Genomic DNA, 20,779 nt, shown 5'->3' on the forward strand with positions numbered 1-20,779 from the left:
CCTCAGTTCGAATCCACTATCCCTCAACGCACCCATGAATCAATAATGTAATGATCACCGCACTTCATAACCCACGTCCCATCCGTAAACTTCTGGTCGCTAACCGCTCCGAAATCTGCATCCGCGTGATGCGGGCTGCTGCCGAACTCGGTATTCGGACGGTGGCGATTTATGCTGCAGAAGATCGTTTTGCCTTGCATCGGTTTAAGGCAGACGAGAGCTATCTGGTCGGAGAAGGCAAGAAACCGATTGCGGCCTATCTGGATATTGACGACATCATTCGTATTGCTAAAGAAGCGAAAGTCGATGCGATTCATCCGGGCTATGGCTTCTTGTCCGAGAATCCTGAATTTGCCGAGGCTTGCGCTAAAAATGGCATCGCCTTTATCGGCCCGTCGCCAACCGTGATGCGCACGCTGGGTAATAAAGTTGCGGCCCGTAATGCGGCTGTGGCGGCCGGTGTGCCGGTGATGCCAGCCACGGCTGCGTTGCCGCATGATATTGACGTGGCGCACAAAATGGCGGCGGAAGTCGGCTATCCGTTGATGCTGAAAGCCAGCTGGGGTGGCGGCGGTCGCGGGATGCGCGTGATCGAAAGCGCAGAGGAATTGCCGGGGCAGCTAGAAATGGCGCGGCGCGAGGCGCTGGCTGCTTTTGGCAACGATGAAATGTATCTGGAGAAACTGGTGCGGCGTGCGCGTCACGTTGAAGTCCAGATTCTGGGCGATAAGCACGGCAATCTGGTGCATTTGTTTGAGCGCGATTGCTCGGTTCAACGGCGCAATCAAAAGGTCGTGGAACGCGCGCCCGCGCCGTATCTGGATGCGGCGACCCGCGCCGATCTCTGTGAATCTGCATTGCGTCTGGGTCGTGCGGTCAACTATACCCATGCCGGAACGGTCGAATTTTTGATGGATGCCGATACCGGCAAGTTCTATTTCATTGAAGTTAACCCACGGATTCAGGTAGAACACACCGTCACCGAACAAGTGACCGGCATCGATATCGTCAAGGCGCAAATCCGTATTACGCAAGGCGCGGTGATTGGTGATACCAGCGCCAGTGCCGAGCATTCTGCTGGCGTCCCGGCGCAAGCGGATATCCGCCTGAACGGTCATGCGCTGCAATGCCGCGTCACGACAGAAGATCCCGAAAACAATTTCACGCCCGATTATGGTCGTTTGACCGCGTATCGCAGCGCGTCCGGTTTCGGTATTCGTCTGGATGGCGGCACTGCTTATTCGGGCGCGGTGATTACGCCGTATTACGATTCGCTGCTGGTAAAAGTGACGGCGCATGCGCCTAGTTCAGAAGAAGCAATTGCGCGAATGGATCGTGCGCTGCGCGAATTCCGCATCCGTGGCGTGTCGACGAATCTGCTGTTTCTTGAGAACGTCATCAATCATCCGCAATTCAAATCCGGCGAATGTATTACGCGCTTTATCGATACGACGCCTGCGCTATTCCAGTTTGCCAAACGACGTGATCGTGCGACGCGTATCTTGCGTTTCATCGGTGAGGTAGCGGTTAACGGTAATCCGGAAATGAAGGGACGCGTGCAGCCGGTGGGCATTGTGCCGACGCCGCTGATTCCCAAGACCGACAGACTCGCGCCTATTGCGCCCGGCAGCCGTGACAAATTGATCGCCCTCGGCCCGGACAAGTTTGCCCAATGGATGAAAGAGCAGCCGCAAGTCTTGCTGACCGACACCTCCATGCGCGATGCGCATCAATCGTTGTTTGCTACTCGCATGCGGACCGCTGACATGCTAGCGATTGCGCCTGCATATGCGCGGACGTTGCCGAATTTATTTTCGATGGAATGTTGGGGCGGTGCGACATTTGACGTGGCAATGCGCTTTCTGAAAGAAGATCCGTGGGAACGTCTGACGCAATTGCGTGAGCGCGTGCCAAATATTCTGTTTCAGATGTTGTTGCGCGGCTCTAACGCGGTTGGCTATACCAACTATGCCGACAATGTGGTGAAACATTTTGTCGAACAGGCAGCAAAGGGTGGTATCGATTTGTTCCGTGTATTTGACTCGCTGAATTGGGTTGAGAACATGCGCGTGGCGATTGACGCGGTGCGCGAATCCGGCGCGTTATGTGAAGGCGCGATCTGTTACAGCGGCGATTTGCTGGATGCCAAACGGGTCAAATACGACCTGAAGTATTACGTCACGATGGCTAAGGATTTAGAGCGTGCCGGGGTCAATATTCTGGCGATCAAGGACATGGCCGGGATTTGCAAACCGCAGGCAGCACGGTTGCTAGTGAAAACGTTAAAAGAAGAAGTCGGCCTGCCGATTCATTTCCACACGCATGACACTAGCGGCATCAGCGCCGCCAGTGTGCTGGCGGCTATCGAAGCCGGTTGCGATGCGGTGGATGGCGCGATGGATGCGATGAGCGGCCTGACTTCTCAGCCGAATCTGGGCGCGATTGCAGCAGCCTTGCGCGGCACTGAACGCGATCCGCAACTCGACTCGACCGCGATGTTTGGCATTTCACAATACTGGGAAGGCGTGCGGCGTGCGTATGCGCCGTTTGAGGCGGATATTCGGTCCGGCACCTCAGATGTGTATCGTCATGAAATGCCGGGTGGTCAATACACCAACTTGCGCGAACAGGCGCGGGCGATGGGATTGGCGCACCGCTGGACCGAGGTTTCGCAAGCCTATTCGGACGTGAATCAGCTGTTCGGTGACATTGTGAAAGTGACGCCGACGTCCAAGGTAGTGGGCGATATGGCGTTGTTCATGGTCGCCAACGATCTGACCCCGGCGGATGTGAGTAATCCAGATAAAGAAGTCGCTTTTCCGGATTCTGTGATTTCCTTATTCAAGGGCGAGTTGGGCTTTCCGGCGGATGGTTTTCCGAAGCCGCTAGAGCAGAAAATACTCAAAGGCGGCCAGCCGATGGTTGGGCGTCCCGGCGCACATTTGCCGCCAGTCGATTTGGTGTTAGTTCGCGCTGAAGCTGAAAAAGCCGTTGAGCGCAGCATCACCGAGCAAGAACTGTCGTCGTATCTGATGTATCCGAAAGTCTTTAAAGAGTACGCAGAGCATCGCCGTCATTACGGCAACGTCAGCGTGCTGTCGACTCCGGTGTTTTTCTACGGGATGCAAGACGGACAAGAAACTTCGATTGATATCGATCAGGGCAAAACGCTAGTCGTACGTCTGCAAGGGCAGACCGAAGCGACCGATGATGGTCAGACCAAGCTGTTCTTTGAACTGAACGGTCAGCCGCGCCTGATCCGTATCGACCGTGCCGGTGCAGTCAAGACCGCGACCCATGTGCGTGCCGAAGAAGGCAATCCGAAGCATGTCGGTGCGCCGATGCCGGGCATGGTGGTGACGGTGGCGGTGAAGGCAGGACAAAAAGTGGAAAAAGGCGATCCGCTGGTCTCAATTGAAGCCATGAAAATGGAAACCATGATCCGCGCCGAGCGCAATGGCACGGTCGGCCATACCCATGTCAAACCGGGCAGCGTGATCAGTGCCAAGGACTTGCTGATGGAGTTTGTCGATTAATGCCGATCAGCCCGAACTAGCGATGCTCTTCAAGTAATGGGTTTAACGACCAATAGAGCCAAATAGTTAGTAATTTTGGATAAACCGCAGTGCCGTTGCAATTTAGGACGTCTTTATAAGAACTAACTAATCTATCAATATTAAGAAAATTAACATTCGACCAGCAAGTAGTAGAATAGACGTTCGTAGTGTAAGCGTGACTGTATAGGAAATGGAACCAAATTATGATTAAAGAACAAGCGGTGCAAGGTGCAACGTTGGAGCCATTGGGCGAAGCTGCAAATCATGCTCCGAGCGAAATTTTTAAAGCGCGCGGGTATCCGGCAAGGGGAAACGTGGCCAGCCAGAAATCCTCAGCACCGCTTCGCCGGTCGCAGCAGGAGCGTAGTTCAGAATCTGAGGAGCGACTTTTAGATGCAGCGCTTGCACTTCTTTCGCGTAAAGGTTGGGTAGGAATGACCTTAGCACAGGTCGGGGAGGCGGCCGGTTATAGCCGTGGACAAGCTACATACCACTTTGGCAATAAAGGTGCGCTTTTGCGCGCTTTGATTTTTCACCTTAGCAGAGCTTTTGCCCAGGAGATGCAAGCTGTTCCACCGTCGCAGCCAGGTTTGCAGTCTGTACTTGGCTATGTACGTGTATATCTCGGACGCAGTGATAAAAAGTGGACAAATGCGCGGGCGTTTTTGCTGCTGCTCGCCGAGGCTTTGCTGGAAGATTCAGACACGGCCGAAGTTATAGCAGAATACAATCGTGAAATGTTTACATGGATAGAAGATAATTTACGTATAGGGATTGCGCAGGGTGAAGTGCGTAGCGATGTCGATCCTGCGCTAGGTGCTGAATTTGTCGTCGGCTCAATGAGAGGCCTGGCCCACCAGCATCTTTCACGCGGCTCAGTGGCGAGCTTACGCGAAAACCGGGAACAGGTAGTTCGAATGCTCGAACATACGTTCGCGGTGTCCAACGGCCCAGCAGCAAGACCAAGTAGAAATAGTAAGCGGTGAGCAAGGATTTTGAATAGATTCTGGCCTGGATCAGTCCGCGCACGCTTCATTGCCTCTCTAACTGCGATCGAGGTCAGATCGGAAGCGGAAAAATCCTTCAGCGATCCACCAAAAGTTCCAATCGCCGTACGAGCCGCACCGACAATAAAAACGTCATTTACCTCTGGCATAGTCCTGCCTTTTTTAGTGGATTGCCTTGACTGCAGTTGCATGCTTCCTTGTCTACTAGACTGAGGAATCAGATACTGCACGAAGATGCCCAAACTCGAGTCAAGCACAATGCTGCTACTTCTAAAAGTGTTTGAAATAGCCAGGTGCGGTTATGAAAGCGGCTGCTAAAAGAAGCTATTCGGGTTGCGCTGAGCGAGCGGACTTCCAGTCAAAATCGACCTTAGCGCCCATTAAAGTCAGGCTCTCGCTTTTCCAAGAAAGCACCTACTCCTTCGATATAGTCCTCGCTATTTCCAAGTGTACGCATGCTCTCACGCTCCAATGCAAGCTGTTGATCCAGATCGTTACCCATACTGGCCTGCAGCGACTGCTTGATGTGCGCATGAGCTAACGAAGGACCTGATGCCAGCCTGCGCGCTAGCGCTTCCACGGCTGTTTCAAATTCCTCGTCCGGAATCGACTTCCAAATTAGCCCCCATTGCTCCGCTTGCTCTGCGCTGAGCTTGTCACCTAACAACGATAGCCCCATTGCCCTCGCACTTCCGACCAAGCGCGGCAAAAAGTACGTGCCACCAGTGTCTGGCTGTAGGCCAAGGCGAACAAAAGGCTGCAAAAAGAAAGCAGAGGATTTCGCCACGACGATATCGCAAGCCAGTGCGAAATTTGCTCCGGCTCCAGCGGCCACTCCGTTCACCGCCGCAATGACCGGAATGGGCAGGGCCCTTAAGTTTCTTACAAGTGGCTCGTAGTAACGCGCCACAGTAATACCGAGATCAACGGTACTCCCGCCGGACATTTGACCTTCCGACAAGTCTTGTCCAGCACAGAACGCCCGTCCGGCCCCAGTAATTAATAGAACGCGTGTACCATTATCAGCCTGCGTTAAATGATGCATTGCATCCGCAATCTCGCGGTGCATGGTTTCAGAAAAGCTGTTGAGCTTGCTCGGCCGATTAAGCACCAGCCGAGCAATGCCCTCCTCGATACTAAAGAGAATGGTTTCGTAATGCATGGTGTTTATGACGGCAGCCCTAGGACGTTTTTAGCGATAATATTTCGTTGAATCTCGCTGGATCCGCCGGCAATCGTCAGCAGACGGGCCTGGATGAAGTTGCCCCCCGGATTCAGACGGTCTGGCCCTGGCAGAGGAGCCAACAGGCAACCAAGCTCACCAGCCATCTCAATCGTAAATTCCGTGATGCGCTGGTTAAGTTCGCTCTGATTAAGTTTCATCATAGAAACCTCCGCTCCCAGCTGCTCACCGCGTCGAACGCGCTCGAGGTGAAACTCGTACAGGTCGGAATGATCAGCAAGATCCATGCACAACCGCACATAGCGGTCCCTTGCGCCAGACTGTTCAAATCCTCCAACTAGTTTTTCCACTTGACGCAAGCGCGACATCGCGTAAGAAGAAGGTTGGGGAGACGCCAGGTGAATTCGTTCAAAGCCCAGCAAAGCTTTGGCCATTGACCAACCTTTGTTGACCGTCCCTACCAGCATGTCGCGCGGAACCCGCACGTCATCAAAAAAGACTTCACAAAATTCGTCATGCATATCCAGATTGATAATCGGGCGCACAGTTACCCCTGGAGTGTCCAGCGGCACAAGTAGAAAACTGATGCCCTCCTGTTTCTTCGCTTGCGGATCTGTCCGCACCAGCAAAAATATCCAATTGGCATCATTTGCCAAGGTCGTCCAGATCTTCTGACCATTCACTACCCACTCATCGCCGTCCAGAACTGCTTTTGTACGTAAACTAGCCAAGTCGGAGCCGGCATTAGGTTCGCTGTAACCTTGGCACCAGATGTGTTCACCGCTCAGAATCTTTGGCAGAAAAAACTGCCGTTGCGCCTCTGCTCCAAACTGAATGAGCAGTGGTCCGATAAAGGCCATGCCGATGTCATTGAGTCGTGCGCAGCCGTGGCGCTCCTGCTGCTCATGCATGATCAACAACTTTGAAGGCGCTAGCCCCATGCCTCCATGTTCGCGGGGCCAGCTAGGTGCTAACCAGCCTCGCCGCGAAAGTGCCTGATACCAGGGCCGGCTATCACGCAAATGCAGTCGTTTGATGGGATGTCGAAGCTCCGGTGGATAATTTGCATCAATCCAGTCGCCGACGATCTTGCGAAACTCCTGGTCCGACATTGCGTTGTAATCCACGTCATCATGGCGTGGCAGGCTGCTAGTTTCTTCCATAATCTACTCCTTAATCGCTAAACCTTAGCAACACAGTTGGCCAAATCGAGCACGGTGCACAGCCGAAGAACCCGCCATTACGCTGTGGCACATCGCGCTACGCAAGAACAAACCCACGTCATATTCATCGGTATAACCAATCGCACCGTGTAGCTGCACTGCCTGGCGTGTCACTAGCAGGGCTGTGTCGGAACAGCGCGCCTTCGCCCGCGAAACTGCGGCCTGACGCACAGCAAGTGGCTCCTGCGCGTCAAATGCACGGGCGGCGTTTTCGACGCTCGCTTCAGACAGGGCCAAGAAAATTTTTAAATCGGCAGCCCGGTGTTGAAGCGCTTGGAAGCTCCCAATGGGCTTGTCAAACTGCTTGCGCGAATTCATGAATTCCAGCGTCATACTGAGCGCTGCCTGCGCGCTACCTAACAGGTAAGATGCCTCTAACAATGCTGCCTCTTCAATAGAAGACGACATATTGCCCGGCAAGGGCCGTGCCACGGCACGGTTTAACTCAATATCCGCCCAATGTCCGCCATCTTGCGTGGGAGTCGAATGGATGGAAACGCCCTCATCCTTCGCCTCTACCAACATGCAGCCTTGGGGTGTCGAAACGACAAACCCATCTACTTCAGAGCCTTGCCACACGAAACGCTTTCGACCAGTGACTGTACCCTCGCTGTACTGCGTGTCGCCTCCGACAGGATCAAGCGAATTTGTTGCTTCTTGCCATGCAGGTACAAAAATTTTCGCTCCAGATAAATATTGCTCAAGTGCTACTTCATCGAGCAATGCTGAAGTGCACATGCCGCTGATCAAGGGTTCCGGCACTAGATGGGTCCCTGCCGCCAGTGCCACTTGCACTGACTCAAGCATGCCCATACCGCTGCCACCTATCTCCTCAGGCAGACGCATTCCAAGCCAGCCCATCTCACAGATTTCACTCCAAATTGCCCTGTCAAAGCCCTGGGCCGTAAAGCGCTGCGAGCGCATACGAGAAATACCTCCGCGCCCTTTTAGCAGACCATCGGCACTATCACGGACGAGCCGCACATTCTGCTCACGTTCGGACTGGTCAGTTTGTTGTACTTCTGTATTCATTGAAGGGACCTTTCTGTTAATTCTATGATTGGTGAAGGCATTGAGTGATGCTTTCACCGTACGCTGGCCTGAACCGCCGTCAATTCGTTAACCCTATTGGGTTAAGACTGTGACGCTAGATGTGCCAGGCAAAAAAGACAGGGTCTGACTCCTGCTTTGCTCAGGTACTGGCTTTATCACTTTGGGAGCGCCGAGGACCGTCATATTCAACTTGGTCGAGTGATATCTGACGCCAGCCGGGCTCTCGGACCTTCTCTTCGACAGCATGGGCAAACAAGCCCGCAGTGCGTGGCACCACGATAAAGGCACGCGCCACCCGCCAGTCAAACCCCATGTCGGAAATGATCGCGCCGACCGCAGCGTCGATGTTGGCCAGTAATGGACGATTAGTTTTGGCAACCAGCGCCCGCTCCAAAGCACGTGTCATGCGAATGTGATCCCCTGCTAGACCGTATTCTTCTGCCAGTCCAAACAAGACTTTGGTACGAGGGTCGCCTGACGGATGGTGTGGATGCCCAAAACCATCGATACGCTTATGTTTGCGCACGAACTCATATGCTACCTCGTCATAGTCACGGCCCGACGCGTTTGTTTCGCTGACAAGTTCCTGAAGAAAGCGCGAAAACTCTTCCCCAGCGCCTCCATGAATGTCGCCGAACATCATGGCACCGGCGGCCACAGAACATTGGATCGGGACACCAGCAGCCTGAATGAAGCGCGTCACCGTAGATGATGGTGAGATGCCGTGCTCCGCCACGCAGATAAAGATCGCATTGATAATCTTGGACTCGTTACCTTTAGGCAACTCTCCGCGGTAGAGAAGGTAGACCAATGCGCCAAAATCAATCTTACCTGCGAGGTCCTTGAGTACATCGTAACCGCGGATTACCATACCCTCATCAGTTACATCCGCAATCGAGGTACGCCAGTATTTCTGTTTTGATTCAGCCATGTTGATCTCCGTAATTAATAGGCGGTCACAAGATATGCGACTCGTAACTGTGTGATTAAACACAGAACGAACCGTACCTTCTGTCGAATCTTTTTGGGAGTGCAATGTCCAACATATGGATGTTTTTAACTCTATTTTAAAAGTTGATGCTAATATCGGCTCTCAAATGACTTCCCTACCATCAACTTCACCCGATGCAGCTTCTCAAAATTTGGGAACGCAAAGCCTTGAACGCTCGATTGGCCTGTTAAAACTTGTAGCAGCCAATAGCCATAGCGGTCTGCGCCTGGTCGATTTAGTAAGGCTTAGCGGTGTGGAGCGACCTACCGCGCACCGTATGGTGCAGTCGCTCATGAAGCATGGCTTGCTGTCTCGCCCAACTGGCTCGACCCGATATGTGCTGGGCGAGTACTGCCGCGAACTTGGGGCTCAGTTTGCAGACCGACTAGATTTACGCGCCATCTGCGATCCAGTCTTGAGAGCGGTTTCAGAGGAAACGGGGAACAGTTCATTCCTGATTATTCGCATGGGGCTAGACTCTATGTGCGTTGCACGGGTCATTGGTAGCTATCCAATCCAGGTTGTGGCGGTCAGGGTCGGTAATCGTCAACCTCTGGGCGTTGGCGCTGGGGGGCTGGCACTTCTCGCTACTTTGCCGCGTGCCGAACAAGAAGAATGCTTGCACGCTAACGCCCATCGACTTACCGGCTATGGCTCGCTGAACGTTTCTACGTTGCGGGCGATTATCAGTGCTACCCAGAACCGCGGCTATGCAGTGATTGGACATTACAGCGTTCCGGGCGTGATTGGCGTAGGTGTCACATTAAGAAACAGCGCAGGGAAAGTACTCGGAGCGATCACCACTGCCTCTATAGATAGCCGGATGACGAAGGAAAAACAGGGGGAAGCAGTACAAGTAGTCGGCCGGCATGTGCTGTCTATCCAAGAACGCTTAGATTTGCTGTGAAATTTAAGTATTATTATCGCCTGAAGCCTCCATCTTTTCGCCATCTCTCATTCAGCGAATAACCAGTGTAAACGGCAGTTCCCTTAAGACAAGAATAAGAAGATTGGCCTTCCCGCAGTGATCGAAAAACCTCGAACCGCACTTGCTTGATGGAACTAAGCAGAGTCTTTCAACCCTTTTACCCCTTACCACCTTAGTGTTACTGCATGCACTTGAACATATTGAATGTCCGCATATTGAACACAGCCCTAGTCACCGGTCTTTGAAGCGATGACTATTGTAGGGCAGACTGTGCACTCCTTGCGGGGCCTAGCACAGGATTGGCCAGGCTCAGTCCTTGCTCGGAAAATTTGTTTCCAAACAGACTGCCAGAACCACGTTCTAAACGAATGGTCGGCCTGAACCAAATGTCATTGGTTTAGTCAGCGAAGGGGTATAGAGCAAAGCAATATCTCGGCGTTGGAAGTTTGAAACAAAGGACCTGATATGGATTATGTGAAGTTTGGCCGAACCGGTCTGGATGTGTCGCGAATTTGTTTAGGCTGCATGAGCTGTGGCGAGCCGCAACGTGGCAACCATTCTTGGACACTAACTGAAGAACAGAGCAGGCCATTCATAAAAAAGGCGTTAGACCTTGGCATAAATTTCTTCGACACTGCAAATGCGTATTCGGACGGTACTAGCGAAGAAATTCTTGGCCGTGCACTCAGCGATTTCATCCCGCGAGAGGAAGTAGTGATCGCTATTAAAGTTTATGGACGCGTGCGTAAAGGGCCCAATGGACCAGGATTGTCGCGGAAAGCGATTATGTCTGAAATTGATGCAAGCCTCCGGCGTCTAGGCACCGACTATGTTGACCTTTACCAAATGCACAGGTGGGACTACGGCACACCTATAGAAGAAACGCTAGAAGCTCTGCACGACGTTGTCAAAGCTGGCAAAGCACGGTATATCGGGGCGTCTTCTATGTATTCTTGGCAGTTCGCAAAAGCACTCTACCTGTCAGAAAAGCATGGATGGACGCGCTTGGTCAGCATGCAAAACCATCTGAATTTACTATACCGTGAAGAAGAACGTGAGATGCTCCCACTGTGTGTCGATGAAGGTATCGCAGTGATCCCCTGGAGCCCATTAGCCCGTGGCAGGCTTACACGCGACTGGGAAGAGAGCAGCGTACGCTGGGAAACCGACGATATCGTTCCTAAGCTTTACGAAAAGACGGCCGAGCAGGATCGAAAAGTAGTCGAGCGAGTTGCTGATGTTGCCGCAAGGCGAAACGTTCCCCGTGCACAGGTTGCCCTGGCATGGGTTCTGCAGAAATGTCCAGTTACCTCTCCAATCATCGGCGCTACGAAATTAACGCATTTGGACGACGCAGTTGCTGCGCTTTCTCTCAAACTCAATGCTGAAGAGATCCGCTTTCTCGAGGAGCCTTATGTTCCACATGCTGTTAAAGGATTCAATTGATTCCTTGAAAGCAAGTACAGGTCCGCGGCCTCTCCGCTGTTGCTGCTCTAACTTTTCCAAATAAAATTGATTCGTCTTGATGTATAGAACAATAGCGCAAAAGTTTTAACCCGAATAGCAGCGGAAACCAAGTCTGCTCCTCATAAAATCCTATGAACGACACCTTGCAAAATCTTATTCAAAACGACGTCTTGACTTTAAAACATCGAGTTCGCCTACCGGAAAACGGCTCGATGGACGAATCGCCGTGCATCATTTTGTTGCATGGGATTGGTATGAATGAGGCAGAACTTGCGAACTTAGCATCGCTTCAGGATCCGCGCTGCACAGTTATTCTTGCAAGAGGTCCAGTTACATTTGGTCCAGACCGATATGGGTGGTTTCATGTGAAATTTGATGAGACGGGTCGTGTGATTAATACCTTGCAAGCTGAGCAGTCCCGACAACTTTTATTATCTTTTATCGAAGCTTTGCCAGATGCATATGGCATTGATCGACAGAAGATTTGGATAGGCGGATTCAGCCAAGGCGGTATCATGAGCGCAAGCGTTGCGTTGACCGTGCCTGAAGCTGTTAAGGGATTTGCTATCTTGTGTGGACGCATTCTTCCTGAAATAGCGCCACTGATTGCGGTTCCGGAAAAGTTGAATAATCTCCACGCGTTTGTCGCACATGGTGTTAAAGACGGAAAACTAAGTATCGATTTTGCTCACCGCACTCGTGAATTGCTGACACAAAAGACAGTCTTGCTAACCTATCAGGAATACGATGCCCAACACGAAATTACTTCAACGATGGAGCGCGACTTCATTCAATGGGTATCTGACCAGGTTGATGCTTGACAAAAAACAGACCGGCATTTTTTTAGCCATTTTCAATAGGCGCAATCTTTGAGTACTTGCATTCAGTTAGGACCTAACTAATGATTTGAGCCATGCCGGGTGATAAGCCGATGGCCATTGCATCGGCCAGCCGTAGCGCAAGGTAAAAGTGTCAATTCGCGGCCAAGTCCGAACGCTGCGCCAATTTTTTCAATCTATTTAATGACTTGCATGTTTTGGCAGGTAAATCTGTCACTGCGCGGCTGAGGAAAGTAAATGTATCACCGCATCGCGTCGCCAATTTTCCGGGTTTCAAGCCTGGAATGGGCCGCGTACCAACGTCCATGCCACCGTTTTGGATGGTCAGCAGTTCAGCCGCGCGCGCGTCATCGCCGTGCGCACCTTCTGGTCTAATGACCGCCATAGCGACTGCGATGCCAGCAGCACCTCCTTCAGCATCAGGCGCTCCTTGCTGACTGATTGCTGATTAAGAACCACCGAAATCTCCGCTCAACGGAAGGACCGAACACATGACTGATACCGATACCGCTGCCCACTCGATCCGCACCTGGCTGGGCATCCCTTACGCCACCGCAGAACGCTTCCGCCGGTCCGCTCTGCTGCCGTTCAATCCGGACCGGTCCTACGACCAGAAGGGACCCGCACCGCTGCAAGCCGGCGACACTAGCTGGCTCGAAGCGGACAATGGACTTAGTGAGGACTGCCTGAACCTGAACGTCTGGGCACCCAAAGACGCTGGCGATGACCCGCTTCCCGTGATCGTCTATATTTTCGGCGGCGGGTTCGAAGTCGGCGCGAACACCCAGACCACCTCGAACGCCTCAGGCCTGGCTGCGACCGGCCGCGCCATTGCTGTTTCCCTGAACTACCGGCTCGGCCCGTTTGGCTGGCTCTCGCTTTCTCAATATGGGGGCGTGTTCGCGGATGCCACCAACCTCGGTCTCCAGGACATCATCACCGCGCTCAAGTGGGTGCAGGAGAACATCGCCCGCTTCGGCGGCGCCCCTCAGAACGTCACCGTCACCGGCCACAGCGCCGGGGCGTACTCCACGATCGGGCTCCTCGCCGCCCCGGCTGCCGATGGTCTCTACCGGCGCCTTGCTGCGTTCTCCGGCGGCGCATCCCGGATCGTTCCGGCGTGGTGGGCCGAAGAACTCGCGATGAAGTTCCTCACCGAACTTGGCATCGCCGACGATCCCCAACGACTGCTCAGTTTGGATGCGAAGCTCCTCGCTGAGACGCTCATCAAGGTCAGTCCACGCGACATCGGCGACCGACACGGCATCGATAACACGACTATCGGCATTGTGGACGACCACTCTCAGACCGGCGCCGTCCTCGCAGACACGCCACTGCGTGTCCTCGCATCCGGGTCTCACCGCCACGTCGATATTCTCTTCAGCACGGCGACGAACGAGGCGGACTGGTGGGTCATCAACGCGACCGAAAAGTTCGACCCGGGCAGCATCGACAACCTAGTTGATGAGCTCGTAGTGAAGTCGCGCATCCCCCGAAGCCGTGCCCGGAGCATCGTCGCCACCTACGACGTCAACGGACGCGCTCCTGTCGAGGTCCGCGGGGCGCTCTTCACCGACTACTTCTTCACCCTACCGGCCGTCCGTGCAGCACTGGCGCACTCCGCGGCGGGCGGCAATGCCCACTTGCTCACCGTTGGCCCTGTAGAGGGTGCGCCAGCCGTACACGGTTCGGAGATGTACGGCATCGTCGGCCAGCAACGCCCCGGACACAGCGACGAGCAAGCCAGCCGAGATACCTTCGTCCGCGACACCCTTCTGGACTTCGCCGCGGGCAATCACGACCGGCTCTGGAAAGCCGTGACCATGGAACCCACCTCACACGGCATCGGCAACCCACCATACGAATCCACGGCCCATGCGGCCGAAGTCCTGCGCACCTTCGCAGGCATCGAACGGACCTGAACTGCCCTAAAGGGACACGAACGGATGCGAGGCGGCTAACGGCTGAGCAGATGACGCGCCTGCAGCCGTACTTTCTCAAGAGGCACCACTTGGTGCCGGTCACGCTTGGGCAAGGCTCCCTGATGCCATCGAAGCAGTGCACCCGCAAGCCGCCGTCCAGCGGTGCATTGTGTAAATGATGCGCAGCACCTTGAACTTCGTGCCTTGGAAAATATAGAAAGAAGTAGCCGCTGATTTAAAGCTGATCTACAGCCCTGCCACCGCCGATGAAGCGGAATTGAGGCTTACGGAATTTGAGGATAAATGGGATAAACAATATAAACTAATCAGTCAATCCTAACGTCGCAACTGGGCCCGTTTCATACCGTTCTTCGACTACCCGCCGGTAATACGGAAGGTGATTTCACCACCAGCGCGATTGAATCGATTAATATGAGTCTGCGAAAAGGAACCAAGGCCCGCAGTTCGCTCCCGGCCGACGAAGCCGTCAGCGAACTGTTTTATCTTGCGCTGAACAATATCGGCAAGAAGTGGACGATGCCGATACGGAACTGGAAAGCTGCACTGAAACGATTCGCCATCCAGTTTGAAGACCCGGCGCCGCAGACTTAAGCGAAAAATCATTTACACAGAATGTATTACTCTCCCGTTTCGGCGAGCGCTATGCCAAAGAATTCGCGCCAACGTGGATCTAGTCCCTTCCAACATTAGACATGTAATCATCAGGAAATGTCCATGACTACCCGTTCAAATATTTTTCACCATGCAATGCAGAAATACGGCACCAAGCCGGACTATCCTTTTCATCACTTTCCAAACTATGCTGCCTTGAGACACGATTCTGATGGCAAATGGTATGGACTGATTATGAATGTCCCGATAGAAAGAATCGGAACTCCGGGGACGGGTAACGTCGACATTCTGGATGTCAAATGCGAGCCGGATGACGTCGAACACTTGCAAAAGCAGCAGGGCATCATTCCCGCATATCACATGAATAAGGACCATTGGATTAGCATCCTGCTCGATGGGTCCGTGTCGACCGATGCAATTTGGAAATTGCTGGATGCCAGTTTCAAACTCACAAAGTAACTTCAGTCCAGCGGTACGTCCTACATTGCCGATGGGGATTACAATCAGTGATCGCTCTTGCAACTTGATAAAGACTAGGAAATGACGCAATCGAAACGGGCAGAGGCGCTTGCCGAGCACTATGTTGATCAACTTGCTAGCTGGGCCCACATTTCAACGCGCCCCCTGTTTGGCGCCTGCGGGCTCTATCGTCAAGGCCATGTTTTCGCTATGGTTTGGCAAGGCGCGCTTTACTTTAAAGTTGATGACGATTCACGCCTAGCGTACGTTGCTGCACAGTCGCATACGCTGGGGTATGTGAGCAACGGCGAGCAGCATGCGCTCAAGTCCTACTGGGAGGTCCCGGCAGACGTGGTGGAAGACCGCGAGACATTGTGCCTCTGGGCCGAGCGTGCTTACCAGATTGCACTTCAGGGTGGGAAACATTGATCAAGCCGCGCTGGCGGCGCCCGGCGCGATCACTCGTTGACTCCTTGACGCCAATGCCGACGCGGTATCGTGTGCAGTACCAGGTGCCGTCACTCCCTGTCCCGCACCAATCGAGATCCAGTGCCCTTGTCGAGATACCGTCTGAAGGTGATGAAAGGGTAGTGCTCACGTAAGGCATGTCCCATCGTAGGACTGGCCATTCCGGCTTCCGCCTTAATCACTTCCTAACAATAGCCTTATCGCACTAGAGGCAGCTCATGGCGTGCGTTGAGTGCGGGAACCTTTGAAAACGCTTCGGCGATGAAATCCATGAATACGATGGCCCGCGTCGGAAGCAGCCTGTTTGCAACATAGATGATTTGAACCGGGACCGGAGGGGCAGTGTGTCCCGTCAGCAGCAACTGCAAATTACCGTTCTTGAGCCCTTCCTCGAAAAGCCATTCCGGCCCATGTCCGATCCCTAGTCCCGCATTGACCGATTCGCGTACGGCCTCAGGTGAGTTGACCCGGAGCCTGCCGGATACCGGAACTTCAGTATCCCGGAAGTGCCATGTGGCACCTGACGACAGCAGGGTGTAGATCACGCAATCGTGCCCGCGTAGATCATCGGGCGTGACGGGGACGCCGCGTTTAGCGAGATAGCCCTTACTGGCTACGAACACGCGTTCGAACACACCGATGCGCCGCGCGCGTAATGCGCTGTCTTCCAAATGGCCGATGCGAATTGCCAGTTCAGCTCCCTCATCGACCAGACTCACATATCGATCATTGATCTGGAGATCCAGCGCCAACCCTGGATAGCGTTCTAGGAAGGCGAGAACATGCGGCAACACGAATACATGGGCCAGTGCGGTCGGGCAGGCGACGCGCAGCAATCCGGACGGATCGACGTTCTCCCTGAAGGAAGATTCTGACTCGTCCACAGCGTCAAGGATGCGCCGGACTTCCGCATAGTAGCGTTCCCCCTCTGGCGTGAGGGCAAGCTTGCGCGTTGACCGGTGCAGCAGTCGAGTTTGTAGATGCTCTTCCAGTGCCGCCACATAACGGCTGACGTTCGGCTGCCCCAAGCCCAAGTCGCGACCGGCGGCGGAAAAGCTGCCAGTCTCCACAGCACGCGCGAAACATGTCATCACAAGAAATCGGTCCAAAGTTAAATCCTCCATTCATGCATTAAGAGCATGAAACATATACAAAGATACGATCTTATCGAATTTCAAGCATGAGCGCATAGTTCTCCCCACGGCAGGTCAGCCAACGCTGGTTGACCATGAATAATCTACAGGAGAACTTTTATGTCCCGCTTGCAAGGCAAACGTACTCTCATCACCGGCGGCACCAGTGGCATTGGCCTTGAAACAGCCAAGCAGTTCCTCGCCGAAGGCGCACGCGTCATCGTCACCGGCGTCAATCCAGATTCTATTGCGAAGGCCAAGGCGGAACTTGGCACCGAGGTTCTGGTGCTGCGCGCCGATTCAGCCAACGTGGTCGCTCAGAAGGAGTTGGCGCAAGCCGTCCAGGCTCACTATGGTCAGCTCGATATCGCCTTTCTCAACGCCGGCGTATCCGTTTGGGCGCCGATCGAAGAGTGGACGGAAGAGATGTTCGATCGCTCGTTCGACATCAACGTCAAGGGGCCCTACTTCCTGATCCAGGCGCTGTTGCCTGTCTTCGCGAACCCCGCATCGGTGGTGCTCAATACGTCGATCAACGCGCACGTCGGCGCGGCGCATTCGTCGGTATATGCCGCAACCAAGGCTGCATTTCTGAACATGTCGAAGACGCTTTCGAGCGAACTGCTCGGACGCGGCATTCGCGTCAACACCGTCAGTCCTGGCCCGGTTGAAACGCCGCTGTACGACAAGCTCGGCATCCCCGATGCCTACCGCGACCAGGTCAACAAGGACATTGCCGCAACCATTCCGTTCGGTCGCTTCGGCACGCCGGAGGAAGTGGCCAAGGCGGTGCTGTACCTCGCTTCCGACGAGTCCCGATGGACTGTCGGCTCCGAAATCATCGTTGACGGCGGCCGCACGCTCAACGGCTGATTGCAGACGACACCTGAAGGAGCGCTCTCATGACGACTCTTTCTACCAGCCTTTGAGCTATCACCCTCAGCAGGATTTCTCGAAGCCACACGAGTAAATTATCCGCGATGCGCCCGCTCCACACGCGTGGGGTGGGCTTCATTTTTACAGGGGACATTCCAATGCCACAAACGTAATTGACACTCGTCAGCCACCCTCTTTGCCCTTTCGTTCAGCGGGTCGCCATCGTGTTGCTTGAAAAAGGGATTTCTTTCGGTCATCGCTGAAATTCTGCCATAGCCCGAGTTACAATGTATATATACGGCTTGACTTAGCAAATATGAGATCAATGCAGCGTATTGGACTGATACCGCTGTGCACAAATGAGTTCATGGCGCTCCATGACATGTCTTTGATCCGTGCAAAATCTATAGTGAATTCCGCATCTTCCTTGCTAGCCTCCGACTTGTTCGGGCCGCTGAACGAAAAACCAACGCGGCATGGTCCTTTGTTTGTCGTGATCGCATACCGGGAGTTTTTTGCTTAGGATACTCTCTGGTTTTACAATTAAGGCGAAGCAAAGGGACCTGTGCGATTGAGGGGCTTAGCTTGTCCATGCGAGTCATATTTTGGAATCAAGTTGTCACTCTCACGCCAACTTAGCAATCCGTCGTGCCAATGCCAATGCCACCGCCAAAACAAACCGCACAAGTCACAGAATTGTGCGGTTTTGTTATTTTTTTGGGAGTGGAGGGATATAGTCACGACGTTCAATTATCAATAAAATCAATTACAAAGATGGGCCAAGAATAAGCACAAATCAACAATTCTTACCCAGGAATGCCTTGTCTTCACCGAGCGCGGGCTGTACTTCTTCGTTTAACAAATCAATCCAAGCCCGTGTTTTAGCTTCCATAAACCTCCAAGATGGATACAGTGCATACACACCAATCTCGGGTGACCGGAACGCTCCCAGCAGGCGCACCAGAGAACCGTCCCTAAGCCCGTCGATTGCTATATAAGCAGGGAGCGATACCAACGCCTTGCAACACGGCGTTAAGCACCACATCAGGTGTTTCTCCAATAGGGGCCCCGTTACATCGATTACGTGTCTGGTTTCACCCTCGGTCAGTTCCCATTGCCTGTTCACCGATGGGTTGAACAAGCACCATTGCCAGCAATTTAAGGCTGCACCAATACTGACGTAGGAAGCTGGCTATCGTGCTGGCCTCCTACGTACTCCATTTTAATTTGCCAGCTTGCCTGGGCGTCCTGCCTTACTACGACGCGCACCAGATATCTCACCGTGACCAAACACACGCCGACGGTTTGACACTTTCTTCTTCAGATATTGATTTTTTTTGTCAGACTTCACCACTTTTAGCAAGTTAGCACGCAGCTCGTCATCATCGCGATTGATCATGCTTTTTCAGCATCCTGTCAGGTTCTGCTAGCACCAAATCCATGGCTGCCATTCCCGAAAGACTTCGTGGCTGATTTGCAGAGGTAGCTCGTTCGAAAGAAGAAATCTGCGATGCTTTGATTATCATCGCGGTGGATGTGATAGTAAGGGTTCTTCGGTATCTCAACTAAACCTACTACGTCATCAGCTGGCAATCCTAACGCGCTGGCCCAAGCGTCATGGAGTCGGTTAAACATGTTGTCGCGTCCAGGGGAATATGTGCCCAGTGCGCAGAACGCATCATAGTTCAGAAGTATAGCCAAGTGGTAATGGGGGCGACTATGTTGGCCCACCTCTTGGCCCAAACATAGCGCACCACAGTGTCATGTGCATACTTGTTTTCTCGAAGCGCCAGTTGACGGTTGTGTCTGATCTTTGCTTTAAAGGATTCAATGAAACGCTCAATGATTTCGCTTTGATACGAGAAGTCATGCGTGTTCTGGTTAGGGGGAAAACGAAGATCAAACCGGAACGCAAATACGCGCAGATATTGGTCGAGAGCGCGCGTCATCGTTTGATGAAGTCGATGAAGGTATTCACGTATGAAAGGTCCCTTTTCGAATTGTATTGGCAAGCCTAGGTAGGTACTATCGAAATGAAGAGTGAGGTTAGAATTATCAGGATGACGGATCATTTTAATACTCCAGTGATGAGGTTCATACCATCAGGACACGGAGTATTTTCTTTCGTGAGTTCGACACGAAAAGTGCAATCACCACACCGCGTTAGTGAGCCATTGCACAGCACATTCGAATCATAGTTCGACTGGATTCGATTGTGGTATTCGTAGATCTAGATTACAGGTAAAGAGGACTGAGATACTAGGATGGACTCACGTGCGAGATGGTTCTGTACCTTGCATTCCAAGTGCAGTGCATGAATAAAACGATCAACGAATCAGCCGATGGTTTCGCTAGCAAAACTCAATGACAGTCTTATTTATTCTTCGCTTCGCAATAAGTGAAAGCCACCTCTAGGAGGTAGGCAGTTCTGCTTGTCAGGTAAGTTATGGATAAGCACGTATAGGATAGGTATCAGATAAATCAATAAAAAAGACTGCTTAAAACACATAAGAAGTGCTAGACAAATCTCATGATAGATATTACCTAAAGCATTAGATAAATCTTTAGGAAAGACTGCATAAAGGACACAACAAGTGCTATACAAATCGCATAATAGATGCCATATAAAACATAGTACCAATACCGATAATCTCAACTCCGATATCGCTGCCTATAGCATTAGAAAAGTGATCAAATCTAGTCAGGAGAGGCAAGTTGATTACTCTGGGAAATTATTGGACAAGATCGAATCACCGCAGCAACAAAGACCGCAGTATCGAGTACGCATCAGAAAAGCATCTAGGACCGGTGCGCATCAGAAAAATGTCGACGGAAGATAAAGTTCAATACAAAGATCAACGACAAAGTAGACAGCAGGTGTCGGTGTAGATGATTTTATTGGATAAATCAGTTCTTCAGATGCATGAACGCGCCGTCGAGTATCCGACTAAAGAAGGGCAATATAAGTTGGGATTTTTTATCATAGAGAGAGCGAACTGTGTACGCATCGATTTCGTCTTTCGTGCTGGGCACGACATGC

The 20,779-nt window shown here is 52.6% G+C and carries 15 protein-coding genes and 5 pseudogenes; 11 read left to right on the plus strand and 9 right to left on the minus strand.

What is annotated here, in order from left to right; genetic code table 11:
- The first annotated feature begins 50 nt into the window (after window positions 1–50).
- Together C7W93_RS06755 and C7W93_RS06760 are read left to right on the plus strand one after the other, a co-directional pair.
- Window positions 51–3,536: a pyruvate carboxylase gene (locus tag C7W93_RS06755; protein ID WP_108439332.1), complete on the plus strand. Its 3,486-nt coding sequence runs from the start codon at window positions 51–53 to the stop codon at window positions 3,534–3,536.
- 224 nt (window positions 3,537–3,760) lie between these two features.
- Complete coding sequence (locus C7W93_RS06760; protein ID WP_108439333.1) at window positions 3,761–4,543, plus strand: TetR/AcrR family transcriptional regulator; 783 nt, start codon at window positions 3,761–3,763, stop codon at window positions 4,541–4,543.
- 35 nt (window positions 4,544–4,578) lie between these two features.
- On the opposite strand, the pseudogene C7W93_RS06765 reads toward C7W93_RS06760, so the two are convergent.
- The 5 genes and pseudogenes from C7W93_RS06765 to C7W93_RS06785 all read right to left on the minus strand — a co-directional run.
- Window positions 4,579–4,755, minus strand: a pseudogene (locus C7W93_RS06765) (acetyl-CoA C-acyltransferase); the annotation flags it as partial.
- A 179-nt stretch (window positions 4,756–4,934) separates the two neighbouring features.
- Complete coding sequence (gene paaG / locus C7W93_RS06770; protein WP_108439334.1) at window positions 4,935–5,726, minus strand: 2-(1,2-epoxy-1,2-dihydrophenyl)acetyl-CoA isomerase PaaG; 792 nt, start codon at window positions 5,724–5,726, stop codon at window positions 4,935–4,937.
- A gap of 5 nt (window positions 5,727–5,731) precedes the next feature.
- The gene (locus C7W93_RS06775; RefSeq protein ID WP_108439335.1) at window positions 5,732–6,910 is read right to left on the minus strand and encodes an acyl-CoA dehydrogenase family protein; all 1,179 of its coding nucleotides are present in this window, start codon (window positions 6,908–6,910) and stop codon (window positions 5,732–5,734) included.
- A gap of 24 nt (window positions 6,911–6,934) precedes the next feature.
- Window positions 6,935–8,002, minus strand: a complete 1,068-nt coding sequence (locus tag C7W93_RS06780; protein WP_108439336.1) for an acyl-CoA dehydrogenase family protein — start codon at window positions 8,000–8,002, stop codon at window positions 6,935–6,937.
- Window positions 8,003–8,162: 160 nt separating this feature from the next.
- Window positions 8,163–8,954 (minus strand): citryl-CoA lyase, encoded by a 792-nt coding sequence (locus C7W93_RS06785; RefSeq protein ID WP_108439337.1) that lies wholly within the window; start codon window positions 8,952–8,954, stop codon window positions 8,163–8,165.
- 166 nt (window positions 8,955–9,120) lie between these two features.
- Between C7W93_RS06785 and C7W93_RS06790 the strand changes: the two genes are divergently transcribed.
- From C7W93_RS06790 to C7W93_RS06800, 3 genes are all read left to right on the plus strand, one after another.
- Window positions 9,121–9,921, plus strand: coding sequence for an IclR family transcriptional regulator (locus tag C7W93_RS06790; protein WP_108440519.1), 801 nt, complete (start codon window positions 9,121–9,123; stop codon window positions 9,919–9,921).
- A 486-nt stretch (window positions 9,922–10,407) separates the two neighbouring features.
- Window positions 10,408–11,388 carry an aldo/keto reductase gene (locus C7W93_RS06795; protein ID WP_108439338.1) on the plus strand — a complete coding sequence of 327 codons (981 nt, stop codon included), beginning with the start codon at window positions 10,408–10,410 and terminating at the stop codon, window positions 11,386–11,388.
- 152 nt (window positions 11,389–11,540) lie between these two features.
- A complete protein-coding gene (locus tag C7W93_RS06800) occupies window positions 11,541–12,230 on the plus strand; it encodes an alpha/beta hydrolase (RefSeq protein ID WP_108439339.1) in 690 nt (229 codons plus the stop codon).
- Window positions 12,231–12,381: 151 nt separating this feature from the next.
- On the opposite strand, the gene C7W93_RS06805 is transcribed toward C7W93_RS06800, so the two are convergent.
- Window positions 12,382–12,633 carry a hypothetical protein gene (locus C7W93_RS06805; RefSeq protein ID WP_108439340.1) on the minus strand — a complete coding sequence of 84 codons (252 nt, stop codon included), beginning with the start codon at window positions 12,631–12,633 and terminating at the stop codon, window positions 12,382–12,384.
- A gap of 97 nt (window positions 12,634–12,730) precedes the next feature.
- Between C7W93_RS06805 and C7W93_RS06810 the strand changes: the two are divergent.
- The 4 genes and pseudogenes from C7W93_RS06810 to C7W93_RS06825 all read left to right on the plus strand — a co-directional run.
- A pseudogene (locus C7W93_RS06810) lies at window positions 12,731–14,170 on the plus strand (carboxylesterase family protein); the annotation flags it as partial.
- A gap of 118 nt (window positions 14,171–14,288) precedes the next feature.
- A pseudogene (locus tag C7W93_RS06815) lies at window positions 14,289–14,782 on the plus strand (transposase); the annotation flags it as partial.
- 123 nt (window positions 14,783–14,905) lie between these two features.
- Entirely contained in the window at window positions 14,906–15,262 is a 357-nt protein-coding gene (locus C7W93_RS06820) for an MmcQ/YjbR family DNA-binding protein (protein ID WP_108439342.1), read from the plus strand.
- An 81-nt stretch (window positions 15,263–15,343) separates the two neighbouring features.
- Complete coding sequence (locus tag C7W93_RS06825) at window positions 15,344–15,691, plus strand: TfoX/Sxy family protein (RefSeq protein ID WP_108439343.1); 348 nt, start codon at window positions 15,344–15,346, stop codon at window positions 15,689–15,691.
- 236 nt (window positions 15,692–15,927) lie between these two features.
- On the opposite strand, the gene C7W93_RS06830 is transcribed toward C7W93_RS06825, so the two are convergent.
- Window positions 15,928–16,839: a LysR family transcriptional regulator gene (locus C7W93_RS06830; RefSeq protein WP_108440520.1), complete on the minus strand. Its 912-nt coding sequence runs from the start codon at window positions 16,837–16,839 to the stop codon at window positions 15,928–15,930.
- Window positions 16,840–16,983: 144 nt separating this feature from the next.
- Between C7W93_RS06830 and C7W93_RS06835 the strand changes: the two genes are divergently transcribed.
- Window positions 16,984–17,736 carry an SDR family oxidoreductase gene (locus tag C7W93_RS06835; RefSeq protein ID WP_108439344.1) on the plus strand — a complete coding sequence of 251 codons (753 nt, stop codon included), beginning with the start codon at window positions 16,984–16,986 and terminating at the stop codon, window positions 17,734–17,736.
- Between the two features lie 176 nt (window positions 17,737–17,912).
- Window positions 17,913–17,990: pseudogene (locus C7W93_RS25360) on the plus strand (glutathione S-transferase N-terminal domain-containing protein); the annotation flags it as partial.
- Window positions 17,991–18,961: 971 nt separating this feature from the next.
- On the opposite strand, the gene C7W93_RS24590 reads toward C7W93_RS25360, so the two are convergent.
- Window positions 18,962–19,138, minus strand: coding sequence for a hypothetical protein (locus C7W93_RS24590; protein WP_161539893.1), 177 nt, complete (start codon window positions 19,136–19,138; stop codon window positions 18,962–18,964).
- 17 nt (window positions 19,139–19,155) lie between these two features.
- Window positions 19,156–19,811: pseudogene (locus tag C7W93_RS25450) on the minus strand (inovirus Gp2 family protein).
- Window positions 19,812–20,779: the final 968 nt, after the last annotated feature.

It is taken from the genome of Glaciimonas sp. PCH181 (genome assembly GCF_003056055.1).
Classification (GTDB): Bacteria; Pseudomonadota; Gammaproteobacteria; order Burkholderiales; family Burkholderiaceae_D; genus Glaciimonas.

Excerpts from the sequence above, each read along its gene's own strand:
- C7W93_RS06835 (WP_108439344.1), top strand. The coding sequence starts at position 16,984 with ATGTCCCGCTTGCAAGGCAAACGTACTCTCATCACCGGCGGCACCAGT.
- C7W93_RS06760 (WP_108439333.1), top strand. The coding sequence starts at position 3,761 with ATGATTAAAGAACAAGCGGTGCAAGGTGCAACGTTGGAGCCATTGGGC.
- C7W93_RS06755 (WP_108439332.1), top strand. The coding sequence starts at position 51 with ATGATCACCGCACTTCATAACCCACGTCCCATCCGTAAACTTCTGGTC.
- paaG (WP_108439334.1), bottom strand. The coding sequence starts at position 5,726 with ATGCATTACGAAACCATTCTCTTTAGTATCGAGGAGGGCATTGCTCGG.
- C7W93_RS24590 (WP_161539893.1), bottom strand. The coding sequence starts at position 19,138 with ATGATCAATCGCGATGATGACGAGCTGCGTGCTAACTTGCTAAAAGTG.
- C7W93_RS06795 (WP_108439338.1), top strand. The coding sequence starts at position 10,408 with ATGGATTATGTGAAGTTTGGCCGAACCGGTCTGGATGTGTCGCGAATT.
- C7W93_RS06825 (WP_108439343.1), top strand. The coding sequence starts at position 15,344 with ATGACGCAATCGAAACGGGCAGAGGCGCTTGCCGAGCACTATGTTGAT.
- C7W93_RS06775 (WP_108439335.1), bottom strand. The coding sequence starts at position 6,910 with ATGGAAGAAACTAGCAGCCTGCCACGCCATGATGACGTGGATTACAAC.
- C7W93_RS06820 (WP_108439342.1), top strand. The coding sequence starts at position 14,906 with ATGACTACCCGTTCAAATATTTTTCACCATGCAATGCAGAAATACGGC.
- C7W93_RS06805 (WP_108439340.1), bottom strand. The coding sequence starts at position 12,633 with ATGGCGGTCATTAGACCAGAAGGTGCGCACGGCGATGACGCGCGCGCG.
- C7W93_RS06790 (WP_108440519.1), top strand. The coding sequence starts at position 9,121 with ATGACTTCCCTACCATCAACTTCACCCGATGCAGCTTCTCAAAATTTG.
- C7W93_RS06800 (WP_108439339.1), top strand. The coding sequence starts at position 11,541 with ATGAACGACACCTTGCAAAATCTTATTCAAAACGACGTCTTGACTTTA.
- C7W93_RS06785 (WP_108439337.1), bottom strand. The coding sequence starts at position 8,954 with ATGGCTGAATCAAAACAGAAATACTGGCGTACCTCGATTGCGGATGTA.
- C7W93_RS06780 (WP_108439336.1), bottom strand. The coding sequence starts at position 8,002 with ATGAATACAGAAGTACAACAAACTGACCAGTCCGAACGTGAGCAGAAT.